Here is a 20,667-nt window from a genome sequence, read left to right on the forward strand (position 1 = left end):
GGGAGCCTTGCTGGACGAGCGTTGACGGCAAAAAGCTTGGCGCCTTTCCTCTACCCCGTCGATCGGGGGAGAGGTGTCTCGGCGAAGCCGAGACGGAGTGGGGGTCGACCAGCGGTACATTAAAGGGGCGGCGCCGGCGTCGGTGATTGTCAGCACCTACCCGCGCAACGGCGCGCAGCTCTCCCGTTCGACGAGCACCGGCGTGAGCACTTCGCGGCGCGAATGCGCCGCCGGCTCGGCGACGCGGGCGAGCAGCAGGCTGACGGCGCGCGTACCGATCTTCTCGACCGGCTGCGCGATCGTCGTCAGCGGCGGCCATGTGGTGACGGCATAGGGAATGTCGTCGAAGCCGATCATCGACATGTCGTCGGGAACCCGCAGGCCCCGCGCCCGCAGCACCGTCAGCGCGCCCATGGCCATCAGATCGTTGCAGGCAAACAGCGCCGTGATGCCGGGTGCCTGCGCCATCAGCCGCTCCATCGCCGTGCGGCCGCCGGCGAAGTGATAGTCGGAATCGACTATGGCATTCGCCGGCAGGTCGAGGCCGGCTTCCTGCAGCGCCCTGGCGAAGCCGCGTAGACGGGCCGGGCTGGAGCTCGAATCGCGCGGGCCGCCGATGACGCCGATCTTCTCGTGACCGAGCCCGACCAGATAGCGGCCGGCGAGATAGCCGCCATGATCGTGATCGACCAGCACGGTATCGACGTTGACCGAATGGATCTCGCGGTCGAGCAGCACCGCCGGCACGCCGGGCAGGAGGTTGGAGAACACCCGCGCATGGTCGGACGAGCCGGCGAAGATCAGCCCGTCGATCTGCTTGGCCATCAGCACGTGGAGATAACGCTCCTCCTTCTCGGCGCTGCCGTCGGAGTTGCACAGGATCACCGTATAGCCGGCAAGGAAGCCGGCATCCTCGATCTGGCGCGCCACGCTGGCGAAGAACGGGTTGGAATTGTCCGGCAACAGCAGGCCGATGGTCTTGGTCTCGCCGCGCCTGAGGCTGCGGGCCAGCGTGTTGGGCCTGTAGCGCAGAGCGGCGATGGCCGAATGCACGCGCTCGGCCGTCTCCGGCTCGACATGGCGCGTGCGGTTCATCACATGCGAGACGGTTGCAACCGACACTCCGGCATGGCGCGCGACATCGGCAATCGTCGTCATCGTTCGTCCCTCTAATGCATGTCGCCCAAAAGTGTGTAGCGGTTTTGGGAAAACGACATGCATAAAACAAAAGCTAAAGCGCCGCGCGCTTTAGCGGATCACCCTCAGCAGCTTTTCCCGATAGGCGTCTAGGATGACGGCAAGCACAATGACAAGGCCTATCACGATCGGCTTGAAATTGTCGCCGACGCCGAGCAGCTGCAGGCCCGTGCTAAGCACCTGCAGGATGCACGCGCCGACCAGCGTGCCGATGATCGAGCCCTTGCCGCCGCTGAGGCTGGTGCCGCCGATGATGACGGCGGCAATCGCGTTGAGCTCGTAGCCGACGCCGGCGATCGGGCTGCCGATGTTGAGGCGCAACAGATAGACCATCGCCGCGATGCCGGCGGTGAGCCCGCTGATGGTGAAGGCCGCGATCTTGTAGAAATCCGGATTGTGGCCGGAGAGGCGAACAGCCTCGTCATTGGTGCCGACGGCGAAGATCATGCGGCCGAAGACGGTGAAGCGCAGCACGAACCAGCCGGCCGCGATCACCAGCACCGCGATCAGGAAGATCGACGGCAGGAAGCCGCCGATGATGAGGTTGCCGAAATCGACGAAGCTCTGCGGCAGGCCGGTGATGGTCGAATTGTCGCTGACCACGCGGGCCGCGCCCGCCGCCATGTTGAGCATGCCGAGCGTGACGATGAAGGACGGGATCTTCCAGCGCGTCGAAATCCAGCCATTGAGGAAGCCGCAGGCTGCACCCGTGGCCATGCACGCCAGCAGCGCCAGCAGGATCGCCAACCCCGGCGACAGGCTCTCGTCTATCATGACCGTGGCGCCGACCACCGTGCACAGCGCCAGCACCGATCCCACCGAAAGGTCGATGCCGCCGGTCAGGATGACGAAGGTCATGCCGGCCGCCAGCACCGTATTGATGGCGATCTGCACGAAGATCTTCAGCGCATTGCCCGACGTTGCGAAGTAGGGTGCCGTCGCCGAGAAGAACACGGTGATCAGCACCAGCGCCAGAAGCACGCCGGCATCGCGCACCAGAAAGCGCAGGAATTTCGCGCGGCCCGGGGAAACGGGCGCCGACACAGTCACTTGCGACGTCTCGCTCATGGTCGCACATACTCCTGATAGGCGAGCGACAGGATGTGCTCCTGGTCGAACGCGGCGCGCGGCACGTCGCCGACAATCTTGTTTTTGGAAAAGACGATGATGCGGTGGCACATGCCCATCAGCTCGGGCAGGTCGGACGACACCATGATGATGCCCTTTTTTGCCGCAGCCAGCATCCACAGCAGCTGGTAGATCTCACGCCGTGCGCCGATGTCGACGCCACGGGTCGGCTCGTCGAGGATCAGCGTCGAGGTGCCCCTGAACAGCCACTTGGCCAGCACCACCTTCTGCTGGTTGCCGCCCGAGAGATTGCGCACCGCCTGCTCGATCGAACTCGCCTTGACCCTGAGCTGGCCGACCAGGTCGTTGGCGGCGGCGGCCTCCGCCCTGCGGTTCAGCAGCCCGTTGCGCGAGACTTTGCTCAGATCGGTGATGGTGATGTTCTTGTCTACCGCCATGTCGAGCAGCAGGCCCTGGCCCTTGCGGTCTTCGGTGAGCAGGCTCAAGCCGTGCCGCACTGCATCCTTGGGCGCGGTGATCGCCACCGGCTTGCCGTCGATCTCGACCACGCCGTCTAGTTTCGGGTCGGCCCCGAACAGCGCCCGCATGGCCTCGGTGCGGCCGCTGCCGACCAGCCCAGCGACGCCGAGGATCTCGCCATGGCGGACTGCGAAGGAGATGGCAGGGGTCTCGGTGCTGCGTTTGAGATTGGCGACGCTGAGCGCGACCGTGCCCGGCACGATCGAAGCATCGAAGCCGTACTCGTCGGCAATGTCGCGACCGATCATCATGCGCACCAGGTCCGGCACGGTGAGGCCCTGCAGGTCGCGGGTCGCGACCAGTTTTCCGTTGCGCAGCACCGTCACCCGGTCGCCGATCTCGAACACTTCGTGCAGGCGGTGCGAGATGTAGATGATGGTGACGCCCTTGGCCTTCAGCCGCTTGATGATGGCAAACAGCCGCTCGATCTCCGGCGGCGTCAGCGTCGCCGTCGGTTCGTCGAGAACAAGCAGCTTTGAATCATTGCTCAGCGCCTTGGCGATCTCGACCAGCTGCATCTGCGCGACGCCGAGCGCGTCGACGCGGGTGCGCGGGTCGATGTCGAGGCCGACCTCCTTCAGCAGCGCCAATGCGCGGCTGTTGAGGGCCTTGCCGTCGACGATGCCGAAGGCGCGGCGCGGCAGGTTTTCCAGCATCAGATTCTCGGCGATGCTGAGATAGGGCAGAAGGTTGAGTTCCTGATGCACGATGCGGATGCCGGAAAGTTGCGCATCATGCGGCGTCTTCGGCCGATAGGGCTGGCTGTTGAAGGCGATCGAGCCTGAGTCCGGCTGGTAGATGCCGGCCAAGAGCTTGATCAGCGTCGACTTGCCGGCGCCGTTCTCGCCCAGGATGATGTGGGTTTCGCCGCGCGCGATCGACAGCGACACGTCGCTCAGCGCGACGGCGCCGGGAAAAATCTTTCCGACCCCTTCAAGGGAGAGAATCGCATCCATGGGCAGCGGAATCCTAAACTGCGCTCTCAAGCAATTCCAGGAAAAGTGCGCAGCGGTTTTCCGTCCGGAATTGCGTAAAAACAAATAGTTAGACCCCGCGAAAGCGGCGCGGGAGCATCGACATCGCCGCCGACAGTTTGCCGGCGGCGATGATGAGACAAGCGGAAACGCCGGAGGGAGTACCAGCGCCTTCGTTCGCCTCAGCCGGTGATCAGCTTGATGTCGGTCTTGACCCAGCCGGAGAACTTTTCGCCCGCAAGTTCGCGCAGGCCGTAATCGATGCCCATGGCTGCCATCTGCGCGCCATACTGCTCCACCGTTGCGAGCATCTTGCCCGCCTTGAGCAGCGGACCGACGGCCGGGATGTTGTCGAAGCCGACGACCTTGATCTGGCCCGACTTGCCGGCCGCGTCGAGCGCCTTGACGACACCGAGCGCCATCGAATCATTGGCCGCCATCACACCCTGTATGTCCTGGTACTGGGTAAGGAAGTTGGTCATCAGCGTGTTGGCCTCCTCGGTCTCCCAATGCGCCGTCTTGGAGTCGAGCAGCTCGAGGCCGTTCTCCTTGATCGCGTCGTCGAAGCCGAGCTTGCGCTCCTTGGCATTGTCGGCTTCCGGGTTGCCTTCGAGGATGACGACCTTACCGCCCTTGCCCAGCGCCTTGCCCAGCGCATCGCCGGCAAGCTTGGCGCCGCCGCGATTGTCCGGACCGAAGAAGGCGAGGTCGATGCCGGCCTTCTTCTTGGCTTCGGCATCGAGCGCGACGTCGATGTTGATGACCTTGATGCCGGCCTGCAGCGCCTTGGAGATCGGCGTCACCATGGCCTTCGAATCGGCCGGCGCGACGACGATGATGTTGTAGTTCTGGGTGATGAAGTTCTCGATGGCGTCAACCTGCGCGGCGAAGTCGCGCTCGTCCTTCATGCCGACGGCGGCGAAGTCGAACTTGTCCTTGTTCTTGGCGGCATACTCCTCGGCGCCGGCCTGCATCTGCTTGAAGAACTCATTGGCCAGCGACTTCATGACCAGGCCGACCTTCGGCTTGTCGGCGGCAAAGACCGCCCCAAGCGGCAGCGCGAGTGCGCCCGCGGCCATGGCGCCGGTCATCAGGAACTGGCGGCGCGAGAACGGGCCGAGCCCGTCCGTAATTGTTTTCTTGCTCATGATTTCCTCCTCAGTGATCCCTAGTAATCGGTTACGTAACCGATTACGCCACAGGTTAGTGCTTGGCTTTGCCAGGTGTCAATATCGGCCGCGGCAACTTCGCGCCTTGCGGTCGAACTCATGCCACAGCGTATCCGTATCGACTGCCGCCGGAGCGCTGTATCGTTGCCAACGCCCAATGATTCCCAGCCTGGTGATTCCCGACCTGTGACCCCTGCAGACAGGAAACCTTCATGCATGGCCTGACGCCCGTCCTTTCCACCGTGACCGCCTCGTTCCTCGCCTCCTTCGTCGAAGTGGTCGAGGCTTTCACCATCGTGTTGGCGGTCGGCGTCACCCGCAGCTGGCGGCCGGCGCTGACGGGCGCCGCCCTTGCGCTGGCGCTGCTGGCGGCTTGGGTGCTGGCCTTCGGACCGTTGTTGGCGCTGGTTCCCATCACCGTGCTGCAGTTCGTCGTCGGCGTGCTCCTGATCCTGTTTGGCATGCGCTGGTTGAGAAAGGCCATTTTGCGCAGTGTCGGCATCATCGCCCTGCATGACGAGGACGCCGCCTTTTCCAAGGAAACCGCCACCTTGCAGCAACAGGCCAATGATCGCCGCGCCGATTACCTGGCCGGGCTCGCGGCTTTCAAGGCGGTGCTGCTCGAAGGCGTCGAGGTGGTGTTCATCGTCATTGCCGTGGGCGCCGCGCATGCACAGACCTTCTATGCCAGCCTTGGCGCGCTGGCGGCCTTCATCCTGGTGACGGTCATCGGCCTTGCGGTGCATCGGCCGCTGGCGCGGGTGCCGGAAAATGCACTCAAATTCGCCGTCGGCCTGATGTTGACCAGCTTCGGCATTTTCTGGACCGGCGAAGGGCTTGGCGCCGACTGGCCGGGCGCCGATCTGGCGCTGCTGGGCATCTTCGCCATCATTGCCGTTGCGTCCTTTGCCATCGTGCGCTGGTTGCGCGACCCCAAGACTGCACAAGGAGCTGCCCGATGAAAGTCCTGCGCCTCATCCTTAGGGAACTCGTCGGCATGTTCATCGACGACGGCAGCCTGGCGACGCTGGCGCTGCTGCTGATCGTGGCGATCACCGCGGCGGTGAAGCTGCTGGCGCTGCCGCCGCTTGCCGGCGGCATCCTGCTTCTGGCGGGCTGTCTCGCCATCCTGCTCTACAGCGTGCACCGTGCGGCGCGGCGTTCCGGTCAGTAGAGGGTGAAAAACACCGGCAGCACGCCGCTGATCCGCAGCTGCTCGACCGTCTCGATCGCCGGGAACAGCGCCAGGAAATAGAGCCCGTCCACGAATGTCCGCCGCAACGCCTTGGTCGAAAACCGGCGCTCCGCCTGGTCGCGAAACAGCAGCGGGTTCGGCCAGAAAGGCGGCGTGCGCTCGGCATAGGCGCTGTAGGCGGGACCGAACTTTCCAAACAGGAACTCGGCTTCCTTGCGCGCCGTCGCCCGGAACACAAGGTAGCTCACCAGAGCCAGCGCCGCTGCCACCAGCACCGAGCCATACATCAACCCGATGCCTGCGGCGCCGACCGTGGAAAAGAAATAGAGCGGGTTCCGGCTCATCGAGAACGGGCCGATGGTGACCAGCTCTTCGTTCTTCCTGCCGCCGACATAGAGAATGCTCCACAGGCGGCCGAGGAAACAGACCAGCACGAAGCCCATACCCAGCGTTTCGACGTATTCGTGCCCCTCCGAGCCTTCGACGAAAAAGGGCTTGGCGAATAACAGCGGCGCAATGGCGAGGACTGCGGCCATCTGTATGACGATCAGCCGCTTGTGCTGGTCGAACGCCTTCGCCGCCGGCTTGGGGGGAGCGTCGCTCATCATCGTTCCTGCTCTCCGGCAGGGCCCATCGCGCCGGTGTCTCGCCATCCACTAGCTCTTCCGTGCGGCGATGGCGAGGCGCCAACCGATGATTCCAGGAAAAAGCATGAAACGGCTTTTCGGCCGGAATTGCGCCAAAACAGGGCATTAGAGCGGGCGCCAATGGCCAGCGATTGGAGCAACAATGCGCCTTCTTCTCGTCGAGGACGACCCGCGCACGGCCGACTATGTCGTCAAGGGCCTGAGCGAAGCCGGCCATATTTGCGACCTGCTGCGCGATGGCCGCGACGGGCTGGTGGCAGTGACCCGCAATGCCTACGACGTGATCGTCGCCGACCGCATGTTGCCTGGCCTCGACGGCCTGTCGATGATCAAGGCGGTGCGCGCGGCTGGCGTGCGCACGCCGGCGATCTTTCTGACCTCGGTCGGCGGTGTCGACGACCGCGTCGAGGGGCTCGAGGCCGGCGGCGACGATTATCTGGTCAAGCCTTTCGCCTTTTCCGAACTGCTCGCCCGCATCAACGCGCTCGGCCGCCGCCCGGCAGCCCAGGAGCAGAAAACCACGCTGCGCATCGCCGATCTCGAAATGGACCTGATCCAGCGCCGCGTTACCAGGCAGGGCCAGGCGATCGACCTGCAGCCGCGCGAATTCAGCCTGCTCGAAGTGCTGATGCGCGGCGAGGGCCGCGTCATCACCCGCACCATGCTTCTGGAACGGGTGTGGGATTTCCATTTCGACCCCAAGACCAGCGTCGTCGAAACCCATATCAGCCGGCTGCGGGCGAAGGTCGATCGGCCGTTCGAGGTGCCGCTGATCCACACCGTCCGCAACACCGGCTACAGCGTGCGCGCGCCGAGTTGAATGGGCCATGCTCGATCGCATCTCGCACGTCCAACTGGCTGTACGTATATGAGCGATATGTCGATGCTGGACTCTGCAAAGCGATGGGCGCGCGGCATCACGCGCGACACGGTGGCATTGTGGCTTGCCGCCCGCGATCCTCGTGTGCCCTGGTACGCAAAGGCCGCTGCCGGAGCGGTTGCGGCCTATGCTCTGAGCCCTATCGACCTCATTCCTGATTTTATCCCGGTCATCGGCTATCTGGATGATCTGCTTATCGTCCCGCTCGGCATCATGCTTGCGGTCAAGCTGGTGCCAGCCGGTCTCATGCAGGAATTCCGTGATGCGGCCGAGCGCCGCGCCAGGCCGGTTGGCAAGGCCGGACTGGTCTTCATGATTGCTGTCTGGATATTGGCGGTGCTGGCGTTGCTATGGCTGTTCTGGCCGAAGTCCGCCTGAAGCGATGAAGGAAACAAGCGCCAGCCTGCTGCGCAGCACGCCGTTCCGGCTCGCGCTCACCTTTGCCTTGCTGTTCGTGCTCGCCTTCATCCTGTCGGGCGCCGTCGTCTACCAGCTGATGAGCGCCGAGCTTGCCGAGCGGTTGGACGAGGGGATCAAGGAGACCTATTCCGTCGTCGCGGTCACCTATTCGCAAAGCGACCAGGAGGATCTGGTCCTGTCGGTCGACAGCCATGCCGCCCTCAGCCCCAAGAAGGAGCAGCTGTTTTCGCTGACCGACAGCAATGGCAATCGCCTGGCCGGGAACTTCACCGCGGCCGACCTTCCCGACGGCTTTTCGGATTTTGCCGCTTCCCTGCCGGGCGTGGCAGCCGGCACCCTGTACCGCGCCTGGTCCGGTTCGGTCGGGCCAAACAGCCTGACGGTTGCCTTCTCGCTCTCTGAAACCGAAGAGCTGGAGAGGATCGTGCTGATGAGCTTCGGCTGGGCAACCTTGATTATCTCGGGCCTTGGGATGGCCGGCGGTGCCTTGCTGGCGTCGCGGGTGCAACGCCGCCTCGACGGCATTGCCGCCACCATGGTCGACGTCTCCAACGGCCGGCTCGACGCCCGCATTCCGCTGCTCGGCAATGGCGACGACATTGACGGCGTCTCCTCGCAGGTGAACGCCGCGCTGGAACGGCTGGCATCCCTTGTCGACGGCATGCGCCAGGTCAGCGCCGACATCGCGCACGACCTGAAGACGCCGCTCAACCGGCTGCAAATGATTCTCGAGTCGGCCGCCGACAAGACGACGCGGGGCGAGGCCGTTGCCGACGAGCTGGCGGAGGCACGCGAAGAAAGCCTGCAGATCAACGAGACCTTCGATGCGCTGTTGCGCATTGCCCAGATCGAGGCCGGCGCCCGCAAGGCGCGCTTTGTCGATCTCGACCTCAACGGCGTCGTCGAAAGCATCGGCGAGATTTACGCCGACGTCGCCGATGACGATGGCAAGTCGCTGTCGGCGGAGATTTCGCAAGACAGTCGATGCCTGATCCACGGCGATCGCGATTTGTTGACGCAATTGTTCGCCAATCTGGTGGAAAACGCGCTGCGGCATTGCCCGAAGGGCACGACTATCCGCCTATCCGTGACGCGGCGGGCCGATCACATTCTGGCTGAGGTCGCCGACAATGGCCCCGGCATCCCGGCCGAGGAGCGCGAAAAGGTGTTCCAGCGGCTCTACCGGCTGGACACCAGCCGCACCACGCCCGGCAGCGGACTAGGCCTCAGCCTGGTGCGGGCCATCGCCGACCTGCATGGCGCATCAATCGCGCTTGAGGAGCGCCATCCCGGCCTGGCGGTGATTGTCGGTTTCCCTGCAGCAAAGGCATCGCTGGCCTCGTCGACTGCCTAGATCCTGACGTCCCACCAGGGCGTCCCACTCCGGTGCCCTGTGTGATGATGGAGTCAGGCGGCTGCTTTGCCCCTGCTCGCCATGACGAGTTCGGCGATGATGCTGTCGAGGGTCGTCACCCCTTTGACCGCCGATCGACCGTACTCGCCGAAGTCGATCCATCCCTCGTTGAAGCCGTCGAGCATGCGCATCCGCGGCAATGGATTTCGCATTCCCTGGGCACGAAAAATCTGCTCCCAGCTCTCGCGGGGCACCGTCTCGACCCGGACCGTGCGCTCCAGTGCAGCGGTAAAGGCGCGGGCGATATCATTTGGCGACACGCGCACGGGCCCCTCCAGCTCGACGACCCGCGTCCCGCTCCACTCCTGCTGGAGCAGCGTGGCAGCCAACCACCCGACATCTTGCGTCGCGACCATCGGCAGCGGTCTGTCGGCCGGCTGCAGGAAGCTGCGCAGCACGCCTTCGTCGCGCGCCGAGGCAACGTCCCAGAGCGCGTTCTCCATGAACCAGGCGGGCCTCAGCAAAGTGACCGGAAGCCCGATTTCCCGCAGTGACTGTTCCATCAGCGTGTGCTGGGTCAGCAGGTTTTCGTGCGGCGCATCCGCGCCGATGGTCGAAAGGTAGACGACCTTGCCGGGGCGGGCCTTGGCCAGGGCCGCCGTCACGGCCGCGATGACACGCCTGGCCTCGGGAAAGCCGGGCTCCGGGTCGAACTCGGGGGGCGGCAGGATGAAGACGCCCGCGGCACCCGTGAAGGCTGACGTTAGGCTTGCCGCGTCCTCCATCTCGGCGAGGGCGATGTCGCAGCCCAGGTCTCGCCACTCATTCGCCTTGGCCGCGTCGCGCAGAACGGCGCGGACGGGCTGTCCTTCGGCCAGAAGGTTGCGCGCCAGCGCGCCGCCGACCTTGCCGGTAATGCCGGTGATTGCATACATGATGGGTCTCCAGAAAGTTGATGTTTTCGCTTTGGCTCAGGCGAGCCCGGCATAAAGGCCGCGCTCGAATTCGCCGTAGACCGCGACGACCCGCTCGTCGTAGAAGGGCAGGACCTTGGTGAAGAGCGTGCCGGTGACTTGGCTCACCGGGTCGAGCCAGAAGTAGCAATTGAGCAGGCCGGCCCTTCTGCGCGTGTGAGGTCGTTCATGGCTGCTCCTTCCGGATCGAAGCAAACACGGCTTGCTCGGCCGCCCGCGGTGATGCCGGAGTTGTAGGCCGCACACAGGCGTGATTCACGCGCATTAAAGTCAGTGCTATAGTGACTCAAATTCACTTCTCGCGGCCGCCGATGGAGGGCTGGTCGGGCAGCTGCCGGGCGGAAGGGGGATCGAAATGGCTTTCGACACGCGGCTGCTGACCGGCGTCGGCGTCCTTGCAGCGGTGGCGGAGGCCGGGAATTTCGCCCGCGCCGCGGAGATGCTCGGCCTGACACCTTCGGCGGTCAGCCGGGCCGTCGCGCGTCTGGAGGCGCGGGTCGGCGTGCGGCTGTTCGACCGCAATCCACGCGGGGTCAGCCTCACCGAGGAAGGACGCCGCTTCCACACGCAGGTGATGCCGCTTCTTGCCGGCCTGGATGAGGCGGCCGCCGAGGCCGCGGGCGCCGCGGCGGTCATGCGCGGCCGGCTGCGCGTCTCGGTGGACCCATGGTTCGCGCGCATGGTGCTGGCGCCGAAGCTGCAGCAGTTTCTTGCCCGCTACCCCTTGCTCTCGGTCGATTTCTCCACCAGCAACTACCGCGAGGAGATGATGGCTGGCATGGATGTGGCGGTGCGCTTCGGCCCACCCGATGCGTCATCCCTCATCGTGCGCAAGCTGCTGGAGACCCGTGTCCTGACGGTTGCCGCGCCGGCCTATCTCGAAAAGCACGGCGAACCGCAATCGCCGTATGACCTCGTTCACCACGAAACGATCCTCTTCCGGGATCCGCAGACCGGCCGGCCGTTTGGCTGGGAGTTCCAGCGCGGCGCGGAGGTCAGCGAAGTCAAGGTCTCCAGCCGCCTGGTCATGGATGACCCTTCGGCGGCGATGGCCGCCTGCCTGGCCGGTCAAGGCATCTTCCAGAGCCTCGCGATCGGCCTAGCGCCCTTCCTGTCGCGAGGCGAGCTTGTTCAAATCCTGCCGGAATGGTCGGAAGAACGCTTTCCGCTCTACGCCTATCATCCCTCGCGCCACCTGCCGCCGGCCAAGGTCCGGGCGCTTCTGGACTTCATCCAGGAAATTGCTGTCCTGGCGTGATCGCCGACCTGCCGTGGCGCCCGAGGATGGTCATCCGGCCTGACGGTCGTCATCGGTGCAACGAGCAGTTGGCGCTGGGATAGGGATTCGCGCCGGCGAAGGCACTGACGCTCGGCCGCGCGTCGCCAATGTATCGGCAAAGGCGTTGGTTGCCGCACCCGGCCCTCTGCCTGTGACGTTAAGACTTCAGTCTGATGCCTCCTGGGACCGTAGTCCACAGGCGGAACGATCGCACCGGGGCGCCGTTCTGCTTCCAGTAAAGTCGGCTAACAGGGAGCGAAGGCAATGGATGATCGAAACACCAGCGTCATGGAAGCTCGGTGGCTTCTTGCTGTGCCCGCCTCGCTTATCTTGACGGTTCTTTTCGCCGGCTTCTGGCTTGCGTAATTGCCCAGTCGGCCGCTCAGAGGCCCGATTGTGAGGGGCGCTCGACGAACGATCGGGCGGGCAGCCGCCAACGGTAGCGATTAGTTGCCGGAGCACAGCACCAATAATCAGCAAGCTTACGGAACAATAGATATCTGACAGAGTTTCATGTTTGGGCAGTCAATGCGTAGTTCTGAAACAGCCCTTAACATCGGAAGGTTTGTCATGAAAAAGTATCTTGTCACTATCGCCGCAGGTCTTGCACTGGTCGCCGGAATTGGCGCAGCCGTAGCGGACGACGTCGTCGTTCTTAAGCCTGAGCAGCAGACGGTGGTCCGCGAATACATCCACAAGCAGAAGCTCGCATCGGTCAGCCTGCTCGGTGTTGAACTCAACGTCGGCACTGCTCTGCCGGATACGGTCGAGCTTCACCCAATCGACGTCCCCGACGTCAAGTACAAGTATACGGTCGTCGGAGACCATGCGGTCCTCGTCGACCCGGATACGCGCAAGATCGTTCAGATCATCGAGTAGCAGCTTCGGCCGGATGTCTTCCGGTCGCTGACGACCCGCTTCCAGAGCTGTCCTCTGGAAGCGGGTTTTTCGCGTCTGCCTGCGGTCACAGCCGCAAGGGCAAGGACCCTACTAAAGCACGGTGTATCCGGCGCTCGTACGCTCGCGGCGAAAATCCGACGGCGACATGCCGGCGAGCTTGCGGAACGATTTGTTGAAGGCGCTGAGCGAGCCGAAGCCTGAATCCATGGCGACGCGCAGCACGTTGGCGTCTTCATGCATCAACAGCGCCTGCGCGTAGCTCAGCCGCAACAGGTTCATATATTCGTTGAGCGTCATTCCGGTCGACTTCTTGAAGATGTTCATGGCGTATTTCGGATGGATGTCGGCGGCCGCCGCGATGTCGACGCAGTCTATGTCGTAGAGGAAATTCTCGGCGATGAAGTCGCACATGCGCCCGACATTGCGCAGCGATTGCTGGTCGAACGGGCCGCCGGTTTCCTGGCTGGCGGTTTCCGGCACCAGCCGGTAGGGCTCGAAGCGCACCCGCTCCAGCCGCAGCAACAATTCATTCACCGCGTGCTCGGTTATCGCCGGATCGCCCGAGCGGAAGTAGCGATTCCAACGCTCGAAATTGTGATGGTCCGCCGGGTCGGTGGCCGATGTCACCAGCGTCGCGCCCGTCATCAGCCGGTGGCGGATGTCCGTCGGCAGATGCAGGCGGAAGAAATGCACCAGCGGCAGATGCGCGCCGGCATAGATGGCGTCGTCGGAGAGATCGTCCATCTGGTGCGGCAGCCCGCCCCAGAACAGGCACATGTCACCGGCCGACAGCGAAATCTCGTGCTCGGCCATGCGGTAATGCACACTGCCACGGACGATGAAATTGACCTCGACCTGGGCATGCCAATGCGGCTTGAGCATCACCAGCGGGTGATTGTGGAACATCTGCAAGGCCATCGGCAGGCCTTCGACGCTGCTGGCGCCAGGCTGGTAAAACGGCCGTTCCGGCATCTTACTTTCCGCCCATTTTTTATTCCCGTTGTCGGGGACAAGCCTTCCGCGCTGCTTAGTTTAGCCATGCTCGCGAAGAGAGAGCAAATGAAATGGGAGGATTTCAATGCGCACGACACTGATCTGTGCCGCGCTGGCGCTTGGCCTGGGCTCAGGCCCGGCCTTGGCGCAGTCTGGCGAAATCACGATCTGGAGCTGGAACATCGCCGCTTCGTCGCTGAAGTCGACGATCGCCGGCTTCAACAAGCAGTATCCCGACGTCAAGGTCACCGTTCAGGACCTCGGCAACCAGCCGACCTACGACAAGTCGATCGCCGGCTGTGCCGCCGGTGGCGTCGGCCTGCCGGATATCGTCTCGATCGAAAATGGCGAGGCCGAGAATTACTGGAGCCAGTTCCCCGACTGCTTCGTCGATTTGCACACGCTGGGCTACAGCGCAGACGACCAGAAGAAATTCCCCGATTTCAAGCGCACCGAACTGGAAGTGGGCGACAAGGCATACGCCATGCCGTGGGATTCCGGCCCGGTCGCCGCCTTCTACCGCCGCGACTTCTACGAGAAGGCCGGCGTCGATCCGGCCTCGATCAAGACCTGGGACGATTTCATTGCCGCCGGCAAGAAGATCCAGGCCGCCAATCCCGGCGTCACCATGACCAATGCCGATTTCAATGGCGACACCGAATTCTTCCGCATGATCTCCAACGAGCAGGGCTGCGGTTATTTCGCCGAGGACGGACAGTCGATTACCGTCAACCAGCCAAAATGCGTCGATACGCTGGCCAAGATCAAGGACATGAAGGACGCCGGCATCATCTCGTCGGCCGACTGGGGCACCAAGATCACCAACAACACCGCCGGCACCGTCGCCACCCAGGTCTATGGCGGCTGGTATGAGGGCACCATCCGCACCGAATCGGCCGGCGAAAACGGCAAGTGGGGGGTCTATCTGATGCCGTCGCTCACCGCCGACGGCCCGCGCGCCGCCAATCTCGGCGGCTCGTCGCTCGCCATCACATCGGCCTCGAAGAACAAGGAAGCGGCCTACGCCTATCTGAAATACACGCTGGAGACGAATGAGGGCCAGATCACCATGCTGAAGGAGTTCGGCCTGGTGCCGTCGCTGATCTCGGCGCTCGACGACCCCTATGTCTCTGAAGGCCTGCCCTATTGGGGCGGCCAGGCGGTGTGGAAGGACATTCTCGCCACCCTGCCCAAAGTGGTGCCGAGCCGCGGCACCCCGTTCCAGAGCGACGCCGAAATCATCATGCGCGCCGTGCAGACCAAATATCTCGGCGGTGGCTATCCGGATGCCAAGGCGGCGCTTGACGATGCTGCCAACCAGATCGCGGCAGCGACTGGATTGCCGATAAAGTGACGGGATGTTGGCGAGGCAGATAATGGGCAACTTACCGGACCATTGGCGCTGCCCCTCATCCCCCTGCCGGGACCTTCTCCCCGTATAGTGACGGGGAGAAGGGGCTGGCCACGACCTCGGCGCTATTCCGCCAACGCTGGCGATTAGCGAAACCGGCGATGACAGCACCCCTCTCCCCGTCACTATACGGGGAGAGGATGCCGGCAGGCAGGTGAGGGGCGGCGCTGGCCTCGACAAATGATGCAGCCAACCGTCGAGCCGCATTGATACCAACCGCCCCTCCGGGCGTAGGACAAACAAAAGGAAGGAGGAGGAAACCATGCGCTACCAGAACGCCACGGCCTATCGCTTCCTCACGCCCTATCTGCTGATCTTCGCCATCTTCTGGGTGTGGCCGATCATTTCCTCGTTCATGATCTCGTTCCAGGCGACGCGCACCGTGCCGTGGCGTTTTGCGCCGACCTTCAACTGGGGCCGGCTGATCGGCGACCCCGCCTTCTTCAACGCGCTGAAGAACACGCTGCTCATCCTCGTCATCCAGGTGCCGGTGATGATCTCGCTGGCTATCGTCATGGCGGTGCTGCTGAACTCGCCGCTGTTGAAAGCGCGCGGCCTTTACCGCTTCGCCTTCTTCGCACCGGTCGTGGTTGGCGAGGTCGCCTACTCCGCGGTGTTCCGGCTGATGTTCAATCTCGATTTCGGCATCATCAACAAGCTCCTTAACAGCGTTGGCCTGGCCAAGATCGACTGGTTCTCCAACGTCACCCCAGCCATGGCGCTGATCATGATCGCGGTGACCTGGCGCTGGGCCGGCTACAACGCCATCATCCTGCTCGCCGGGCTGCAGTCGATCCCCGAGGATGTCTATGAGGCGGCGACGCTCGACCGCGTCAGCAAGGTCAAACAGTTCTTCTACATCACCCTGCCGCTGCTCAAGCCGGTCATCGTCTTTTGCGCGGTGCTGTCGATCATCGGCACCATGCAGCTCTTCACCGAGCCGTTCCTGATCACCGAGCGCGGCGGTCCTGGCGGCGGCACCGAGACGCTCGGCCTGCTGCTCTACCGCCAGGGGTTCCGCTCGCTCAATTTCGGCTATGCCTCGGCCGTTGCCTACACCATGGCGGGCCTGGCCATTGCCATCACGCTGGTGCAGCTGTGGCTGACGAGAGAGCCGAAATGAGAAGAGAGCCGAAATGAACTCGCTGTCGCAACGCCGGCTCGGCCGCAGCCTCCTGCTGCATTTGTTCCTGACGCCGCTGGCGGTGATCTGGCTGTTTCCGCTGTGGATGATGATCGTCTTCTCGACCATGCCCGACAACGGCATCTTCAGCCCCGGCATCGAACTTCTGCCGCACGACAATTTCCTCGCAAACTTCCAAAATCTGCAGCGCGACACCGACTTTGTCGGCGCCATCGGCATCTCGGTCTCGGTGGCGGTGACCTACACCGTGCTGTCGGTGCTGCTGACCTCGATGGCCGGCTGGGCGCTGGCGCGCTACCATTTCGTCGGCAAAGGTTTTGTCGTCGCCATCATCCTCGGTACCATCACGCTGCCTTACGCGGTGGTGCTGATCCCGCAGTTCATCATGGTGGCGCGTGACTTCCAGCTCGCCAACACCTGGGTGGCGTTGATCGTGCCGCCTTTGTTCAATTCACTCGGCGTGCTGTTCATGCGCCAGGCCTTTTCGATGATGCCGCACGATCTGTTCGACGCGGCCAGGGTCGAGGGCGTCAAGGAATGGCGCATCTTCCTGTTCGTCGCATTGCCCTTGGCGCGGCCGATGCTGGCGGCACTGGCCATCATCCTGTTCCTCGCGTCGTGGAACAACTACCTCTGGCCGCTTCTGATCAACAGCCAGCCCGGCGCGATGACAGCACCGGTGGCGCTCGGCACGCTGATCGGCCTGACCAAGGTCTCCTGGGGCGGCCTGATGGTCGGCGCCGTCATGCTGACCGTGCCGATGCTCGTCGTCTTCGTGCTGCTGCAGCGCCACTTCATCGCCGGCATCGCCGCCGGCGCCGTCAAGTAGGGACAATAGCGATATGGCGGCAGTCACCCTCACCAATGTCATCAAGCGCTTCGGCGTCTATGAGATCATCCATGGCGCCAACATCGATATCGCCGATGGCGAGTTCGTCGTCTTTGTCGGCCCGTCCGGCTGCGGCAAGTCGACCTTGCTGCGGATGATCGCCGGGCTGGAGGACATCAGCGGCGGCGAGATCGCCATTGGCGGCAAGGTGATGAACGATGTCGAGCCGGCCGACCGCGGCATCGCCATGGTGTTCCAGTCCTACGCGCTCTACCCGCACATGACGGTGGGGCGGAATCTCAGCTTTGGCCTCAGAATGACCGGCAACCCAAAGGAGGACACCGAACGGCGGGTGAAACGGGCATCGGAAATCCTGCGCATAACCGAGCTGATGGCGCGGCGGCCGAAGCAACTCTCCGGCGGCCAGCGCCAGCGCGTCGCCATCGGTCGCGCCATCGTGCGCGAGCCGCAAGTCTTCTTGTTCGACGAGCCGCTGAGCAATCTCGACGCAGAGCTCAGGGTGCAGATGCGGGTCGAGATCTCGCGCCTGCACAAGGAGCTCGGCACGACGATGATCTATGTCACACACGACCAGACCGAAGCGATGACGCTGGCCGACCGGATCGTGGTGCTGCGCGGCGGCCATGTCGAGCAGATCGGCCGGCCGCTCGATCTCTACGACAATCCCGACAACCAGTTTGTCGCCGGCTTTGTCGGTTCGCCGAAGATGAATTTCATCAAGGGTCGCGTGGTCGGCCGTAACACGAGAAGCGTCACCGTCGAGCTGGTCGGCGAGGAAAAGGCCCGCATCACGCAACCGCTGACCGGCGCCGTTTCGGAAAACGGAGCCAAGGTCATTGTCGGCGTGCGGCCCGAACATTTTGGCAATGCCGGCGAGGGCGACGCCGACCTCACTGTCGGCATCGACGTGGTCGAGCATCTCGGCGGCACCAGCTTCATCTATGCCCGGACCGCCCATGGCGAGGACCTGGTGATCCAGCGCGACGCGGCGAAGGTCCCCGAGACATCAGAGATCACCGTGTCCATCCGCAAATCCTATCTGTTCGATGAAAACGGCCAGCGTCTGCGCTGAGCCCTTCAAGCCTTTCCAAGGAGAATGACCATGACTTCAACCGCGCCCATCCGTTGGGGAATCCTCGGGCCGGGCGACATCGCCAAAGCCTTTGCCGGCGGCGTAGCAGGATCGCGCACCGGCACGCTGGCAGCGCTCGGCGCCCGCAACCCCGGCAAGGAGGGATTAGCCCTGACATTTCCCGGCGCCCGCATCCTCGACGGCTATCAGGCGCTGCTCGACGACCCCGATATCGACGCCGTCTACATCGCCATCCCGCATCCCGGCCATGCCGAATGGGCGATCAAGGCGGCCGAGGCCGGCAAGCACGTTCTGTGCGAAAAGCCGCTGGCGCTGACCGCCTTCGAGGCCGACGCCATGATCCATGCCGCGCGCAAGGCCGGCACCTTCCTCGGCGAAGCCTTCATGTACCGGCTGCACCCGCAGACGCTGAAGCTGGTCGAGCTGATCAAGTCTGGCGTCATCGGCGAAGTGCGGATGATAAAGTCGAGCTTCGGCTTCGCCATGCCGGGCTTCATGCCGGAGCACCGGCTTTACGCCAATGATCTTGCCGGCGGCGGCATTCTCGACGTTGGCGGCTATCCCGTCTCGATGGTGCGGCTGATCGCAGGCGCTGCGACGGGAAAACCCTTCGCCGAGCCGGACAAGGTTGCCGGCGCCGCCCATCTCGGCCAGTCCGGCGTCGACGAATGGGCTTCGGCACTGCTGCATTTCCCGGGTGGGATCGTCGCCCAGGTGTCCTGCAGCATCTCACTCAACCAGGAGAATATGCTCTCGATTCTCGGCACCAAGGGCCGCATCGAGGTGCCGGATTTCTGGTTCGCCGGCGGCAACCGTGATGTCGGCCTCGGCAAAATCGACGTGATCCGCGCCGACGGCAGGCGCGAAACCATCAGCGTCAACGAAACCCGCCATCTCTATTCCTTCGAGGTCGACGCCGCGGGCGAGGCGATCCTGGCCGGGAACCAGGAATTCGCCTGGCCGGGCATGGGCTGGGCCGATAGCCTCGGCACGCTGCGAGTGCTCGACAGATGGCGCGCTGCCGTCGGCCTGGAATACGAGATCGAAAAGCCGGCTAAGCGTGTCAACACCATCTCCGGCCGGCCGCTGCGCACCGATGGCACCGCCATCGCCAAGCGCAAGATCCCGGGCTTGTCGAAACCGGCCTCCGTGGTGGCGCTCGGCTTCGAGGATTTCCGCACCTTCTCCTCGGGCTCGATCCTGCTCGACGCATTCTTCGAGGCCGGCGGCAATCTGTTCGACACCGGCTATGTCTACGGCGCCGGCTACACCGAGACGCTGCTCGGCCAGTGGCTGAAAAGCCGTGGCGTGCGCGAACAGTCGGTGATCATTGCCAAGGGCGCACACTCGCCGCTCTGCTATCCCGATGTCATCGGCAAGCAACTCGCCCAGTCGCTGGACCGGCTGCAGACCGACCATGTCGACATCTATTTCATGCACCGCGACAATCCGGACGTGCCGGTCGGCGAGTTCGTCGACGCCATGGACGCCGAAGCCAAGGCCGGTCGCATCCGCGGTCCGTTCGGCGGCTCGAACTGGACGATGGCGCGCATGGACGAGGCGATCGCCTATGCCGAGAAAAACGGCAAGCAGAAGCCCGGCGCGCTCTCCAACAATTTCTCGCTGGCCGAGATGCTGGAGCCGATCTGGGCCGGATGCATCACCTCATCCACCGACGACTGGAAGGCATGGTTGACGAAGCGGCAGATGCCGAACTTCGCCTGGTCGAGCCAGGGCCGCGGCTTCTTCACCGACCGCGCCGGCCGCGACAAGCAGGACAATGAGGAGCTGGTGCGGGTCTGGTATTCCGAGAAAAATTTTGGCCGCCGCGACCGCGCGATCGAGCTGGCGCAACGGCTGGGCAAAAGCCCGATCCACGTCGCGCTGGCCTATGTCCTGGCGCAGCCTTTCCCATCCGTGCCATTGATCGGTCCGCGCACGCTGGACGAGCTGGAGGACAGTTTGAAGGCGCTGGATATCAAGCTGTCGGCGGAGGATGTGGCGTGGCTGGATAATGGGCCGGAAAGGCGCAGGGCTTAGCGCTGCCCGCTTAGAGTTTGGAGATTGGCGAAAAGCCAGGGCGACAGCTGATCTCCCCCCTTGCGGGGGAGATCAGCAGCTCATGCGTCCCGCCGACGCATCGCTGCTACCGATCAATCCGCGTCGACAAAATGATCGACGACGACGTCCGCTCGACCCCGTCCATCGCCCCGATCTCGTCCAGCAGCGCATCCAGATCCCTTATCGACGGCGCGTCGACGATGACGATCATGTCGAAATTGCCGCTTACCGAATGCAATGTCCTCACCGGCGGCAGGGCCTGTAAAGCGCGCACCACCTTGTCGGCGAGTTTCGGCGTGACGGTGAGCAGCACATGCGCCCGCACCAGCCCCTGCTCATAGTCCGGCGCCAGCCGCACGCCATAGCCGGTGATGATGCCGCGCTGTTCCAGCCGCTCGATCCGGCTTTGCACCGTAGTGCGCGACACGCCGAGCTGGCGTGCCAGCTCCGCGGTCGACGCGCGGGCATTGGCGCGCAGCAGCGAAAGCAGCTTTTGTTCGGCGTCGCTGAGCATTTCG

At 63.7% G+C, this 20,667-nt stretch carries 20 protein-coding genes; 12 read left to right on the forward strand and 8 right to left on the reverse strand.

The features are described 5' to 3' along the window. Positions 1 to 156 precede the first annotated feature (156 nt). From AC04SH_RS05320 to AC04SH_RS05335, 4 genes are all read right to left on the reverse strand, one after another. On the reverse strand, positions 157 to 1,158 hold the full coding sequence (locus tag AC04SH_RS05320) for a LacI family DNA-binding transcriptional regulator (RefSeq protein ID WP_477232393.1): 1,002 nt from the start codon (positions 1,156 to 1,158) through the stop codon (positions 157 to 159). Positions 1,159 to 1,248: 90 nt separating this feature from the next. Then, positions 1,249 to 2,265 carry an ABC transporter permease gene (locus AC04SH_RS05325; protein ID WP_488574201.1) on the reverse strand — a complete coding sequence of 339 codons (1,017 nt, stop codon included), beginning with the start codon at positions 2,263 to 2,265 and terminating at the stop codon, positions 1,249 to 1,251. Continuing rightward, positions 2,262 to 3,761, reverse strand: a complete 1,500-nt coding sequence (locus AC04SH_RS05330) for a sugar ABC transporter ATP-binding protein (RefSeq protein ID WP_488574202.1) — start codon at positions 3,759 to 3,761, stop codon at positions 2,262 to 2,264. The genes AC04SH_RS05325 and AC04SH_RS05330 overlap by 4 nt, the downstream gene beginning before the upstream one ends. Before the next feature lie 200 nt (positions 3,762 to 3,961). Further along, the gene (locus AC04SH_RS05335) at positions 3,962 to 4,870 is read right to left on the reverse strand and encodes a substrate-binding domain-containing protein (protein WP_488574254.1); all 909 of its coding nucleotides are present in this window, start codon (positions 4,868 to 4,870) and stop codon (positions 3,962 to 3,964) included. A 290-nt stretch (positions 4,871 to 5,160) separates the two neighbouring features. On the opposite strand from AC04SH_RS05335, the gene AC04SH_RS05340 reads away from it, so the two are divergent. Then, positions 5,161 to 5,910: a COG4280 domain-containing protein gene (locus AC04SH_RS05340; protein WP_488574203.1), complete on the forward strand. Its 750-nt coding sequence runs from the start codon at positions 5,161 to 5,163 to the stop codon at positions 5,908 to 5,910. Beyond that, a complete protein-coding gene (locus AC04SH_RS05345) occupies positions 5,907 to 6,122 on the forward strand; it encodes a hypothetical protein (protein WP_488574204.1) in 216 nt (71 codons plus the stop codon). The genes AC04SH_RS05340 and AC04SH_RS05345 overlap by 4 nt, the downstream gene beginning before the upstream one ends. Here the strand turns inward: AC04SH_RS05345 and AC04SH_RS05350 are convergent. After that, the gene (locus AC04SH_RS05350) at positions 6,116 to 6,748 is read right to left on the reverse strand and encodes a methyltransferase family protein (protein ID WP_488574205.1); all 633 of its coding nucleotides are present in this window, start codon (positions 6,746 to 6,748) and stop codon (positions 6,116 to 6,118) included. The two genes, AC04SH_RS05345 and AC04SH_RS05350, sit on opposite strands and share 7 nt — an antisense overlap. Positions 6,749 to 6,932: 184 nt before the next feature. Here AC04SH_RS05350 and AC04SH_RS05355 point away from each other — a divergent pair, with 184 nt between their 5' ends. The 3 genes from AC04SH_RS05355 to AC04SH_RS05365 are packed head-to-tail and all read left to right on the forward strand — an operon-like array spanning position 6,933 to position 9,444. Continuing rightward, positions 6,933 to 7,610 carry a winged helix-turn-helix domain-containing protein gene (locus tag AC04SH_RS05355; RefSeq protein ID WP_477232386.1) on the forward strand — a complete coding sequence of 226 codons (678 nt, stop codon included), beginning with the start codon at positions 6,933 to 6,935 and terminating at the stop codon, positions 7,608 to 7,610. Positions 7,611 to 7,667: 57 nt separating this feature from the next. Further along, positions 7,668 to 8,048, forward strand: a complete 381-nt coding sequence (locus AC04SH_RS05360; RefSeq protein WP_488574255.1) for a YkvA family protein — start codon at positions 7,668 to 7,670, stop codon at positions 8,046 to 8,048. Between the two features lie 4 nt (positions 8,049 to 8,052). Beyond that, positions 8,053 to 9,444, forward strand: a complete 1,392-nt coding sequence (locus AC04SH_RS05365; protein WP_488574206.1) for a HAMP domain-containing sensor histidine kinase — start codon at positions 8,053 to 8,055, stop codon at positions 9,442 to 9,444. A 53-nt stretch (positions 9,445 to 9,497) separates the two neighbouring features. On the opposite strand, the gene AC04SH_RS05370 is transcribed toward AC04SH_RS05365, so the two are convergent. Then, positions 9,498 to 10,379 (reverse strand): NmrA family NAD(P)-binding protein, encoded by an 882-nt coding sequence (locus AC04SH_RS05370; protein WP_488574207.1) that lies wholly within the window; start codon positions 10,377 to 10,379, stop codon positions 9,498 to 9,500. Positions 10,380 to 10,773: 394 nt separating this feature from the next. Between AC04SH_RS05370 and AC04SH_RS05375 the strand changes: the two genes are divergently transcribed. Continuing rightward, positions 10,774 to 11,676 carry a LysR family transcriptional regulator gene (locus tag AC04SH_RS05375; protein WP_488574208.1) on the forward strand — a complete coding sequence of 301 codons (903 nt, stop codon included), beginning with the start codon at positions 10,774 to 10,776 and terminating at the stop codon, positions 11,674 to 11,676. A 591-nt stretch (positions 11,677 to 12,267) separates the two neighbouring features. Continuing rightward, a complete protein-coding gene (locus AC04SH_RS05380; RefSeq protein ID WP_477232381.1) occupies positions 12,268 to 12,576 on the forward strand; it encodes a DUF1236 domain-containing protein in 309 nt (102 codons plus the stop codon). 111 nt (positions 12,577 to 12,687) lie between these two features. On the opposite strand, the gene AC04SH_RS05385 is transcribed toward AC04SH_RS05380, so the two are convergent. Further along, positions 12,688 to 13,569: a helix-turn-helix domain-containing protein gene (locus AC04SH_RS05385; protein WP_488574209.1), complete on the reverse strand. Its 882-nt coding sequence runs from the start codon at positions 13,567 to 13,569 to the stop codon at positions 12,688 to 12,690. A gap of 106 nt (positions 13,570 to 13,675) precedes the next feature. Here AC04SH_RS05385 and AC04SH_RS05390 point away from each other — a divergent pair, with 106 nt between their 5' ends. From AC04SH_RS05390 to AC04SH_RS05410, 5 genes are all read left to right on the forward strand, one after another. Further along, complete coding sequence (locus AC04SH_RS05390; RefSeq protein ID WP_488574210.1) at positions 13,676 to 14,944, forward strand: ABC transporter substrate-binding protein; 1,269 nt, start codon at positions 13,676 to 13,678, stop codon at positions 14,942 to 14,944. Positions 14,945 to 15,263: 319 nt separating this feature from the next. Continuing rightward, positions 15,264 to 16,124: a carbohydrate ABC transporter permease gene (locus AC04SH_RS05395; RefSeq protein ID WP_488574211.1), complete on the forward strand. Its 861-nt coding sequence runs from the start codon at positions 15,264 to 15,266 to the stop codon at positions 16,122 to 16,124. Positions 16,125 to 16,137: 13 nt separating this feature from the next. Further along, positions 16,138 to 16,974, forward strand: a complete 837-nt coding sequence (locus tag AC04SH_RS05400; RefSeq protein WP_488574212.1) for a carbohydrate ABC transporter permease — start codon at positions 16,138 to 16,140, stop codon at positions 16,972 to 16,974. A 13-nt stretch (positions 16,975 to 16,987) separates the two neighbouring features. Next, the gene (locus AC04SH_RS05405) at positions 16,988 to 18,067 is read left to right on the forward strand and encodes an ABC transporter ATP-binding protein (RefSeq protein ID WP_488574213.1); all 1,080 of its coding nucleotides are present in this window, start codon (positions 16,988 to 16,990) and stop codon (positions 18,065 to 18,067) included. Positions 18,068 to 18,097: 30 nt separating this feature from the next. Beyond that, positions 18,098 to 20,128 carry an aldo/keto reductase gene (locus AC04SH_RS05410; RefSeq protein WP_488574214.1) on the forward strand — a complete coding sequence of 677 codons (2,031 nt, stop codon included), beginning with the start codon at positions 18,098 to 18,100 and terminating at the stop codon, positions 20,126 to 20,128. Positions 20,129 to 20,234: 106 nt separating this feature from the next. Here the strand turns inward: AC04SH_RS05410 and AC04SH_RS05415 are convergent, their stop codons facing one another. Continuing rightward, positions 20,235 to 20,663, reverse strand: coding sequence for an Lrp/AsnC family transcriptional regulator (locus tag AC04SH_RS05415; protein ID WP_112560245.1), 429 nt, complete (start codon positions 20,661 to 20,663; stop codon positions 20,235 to 20,237). Positions 20,664 to 20,667: the final 4 nt, after the last annotated feature.

It is taken from the genome of Mesorhizobium sp. CNPSo 4688, from assembly GCF_057784295.1.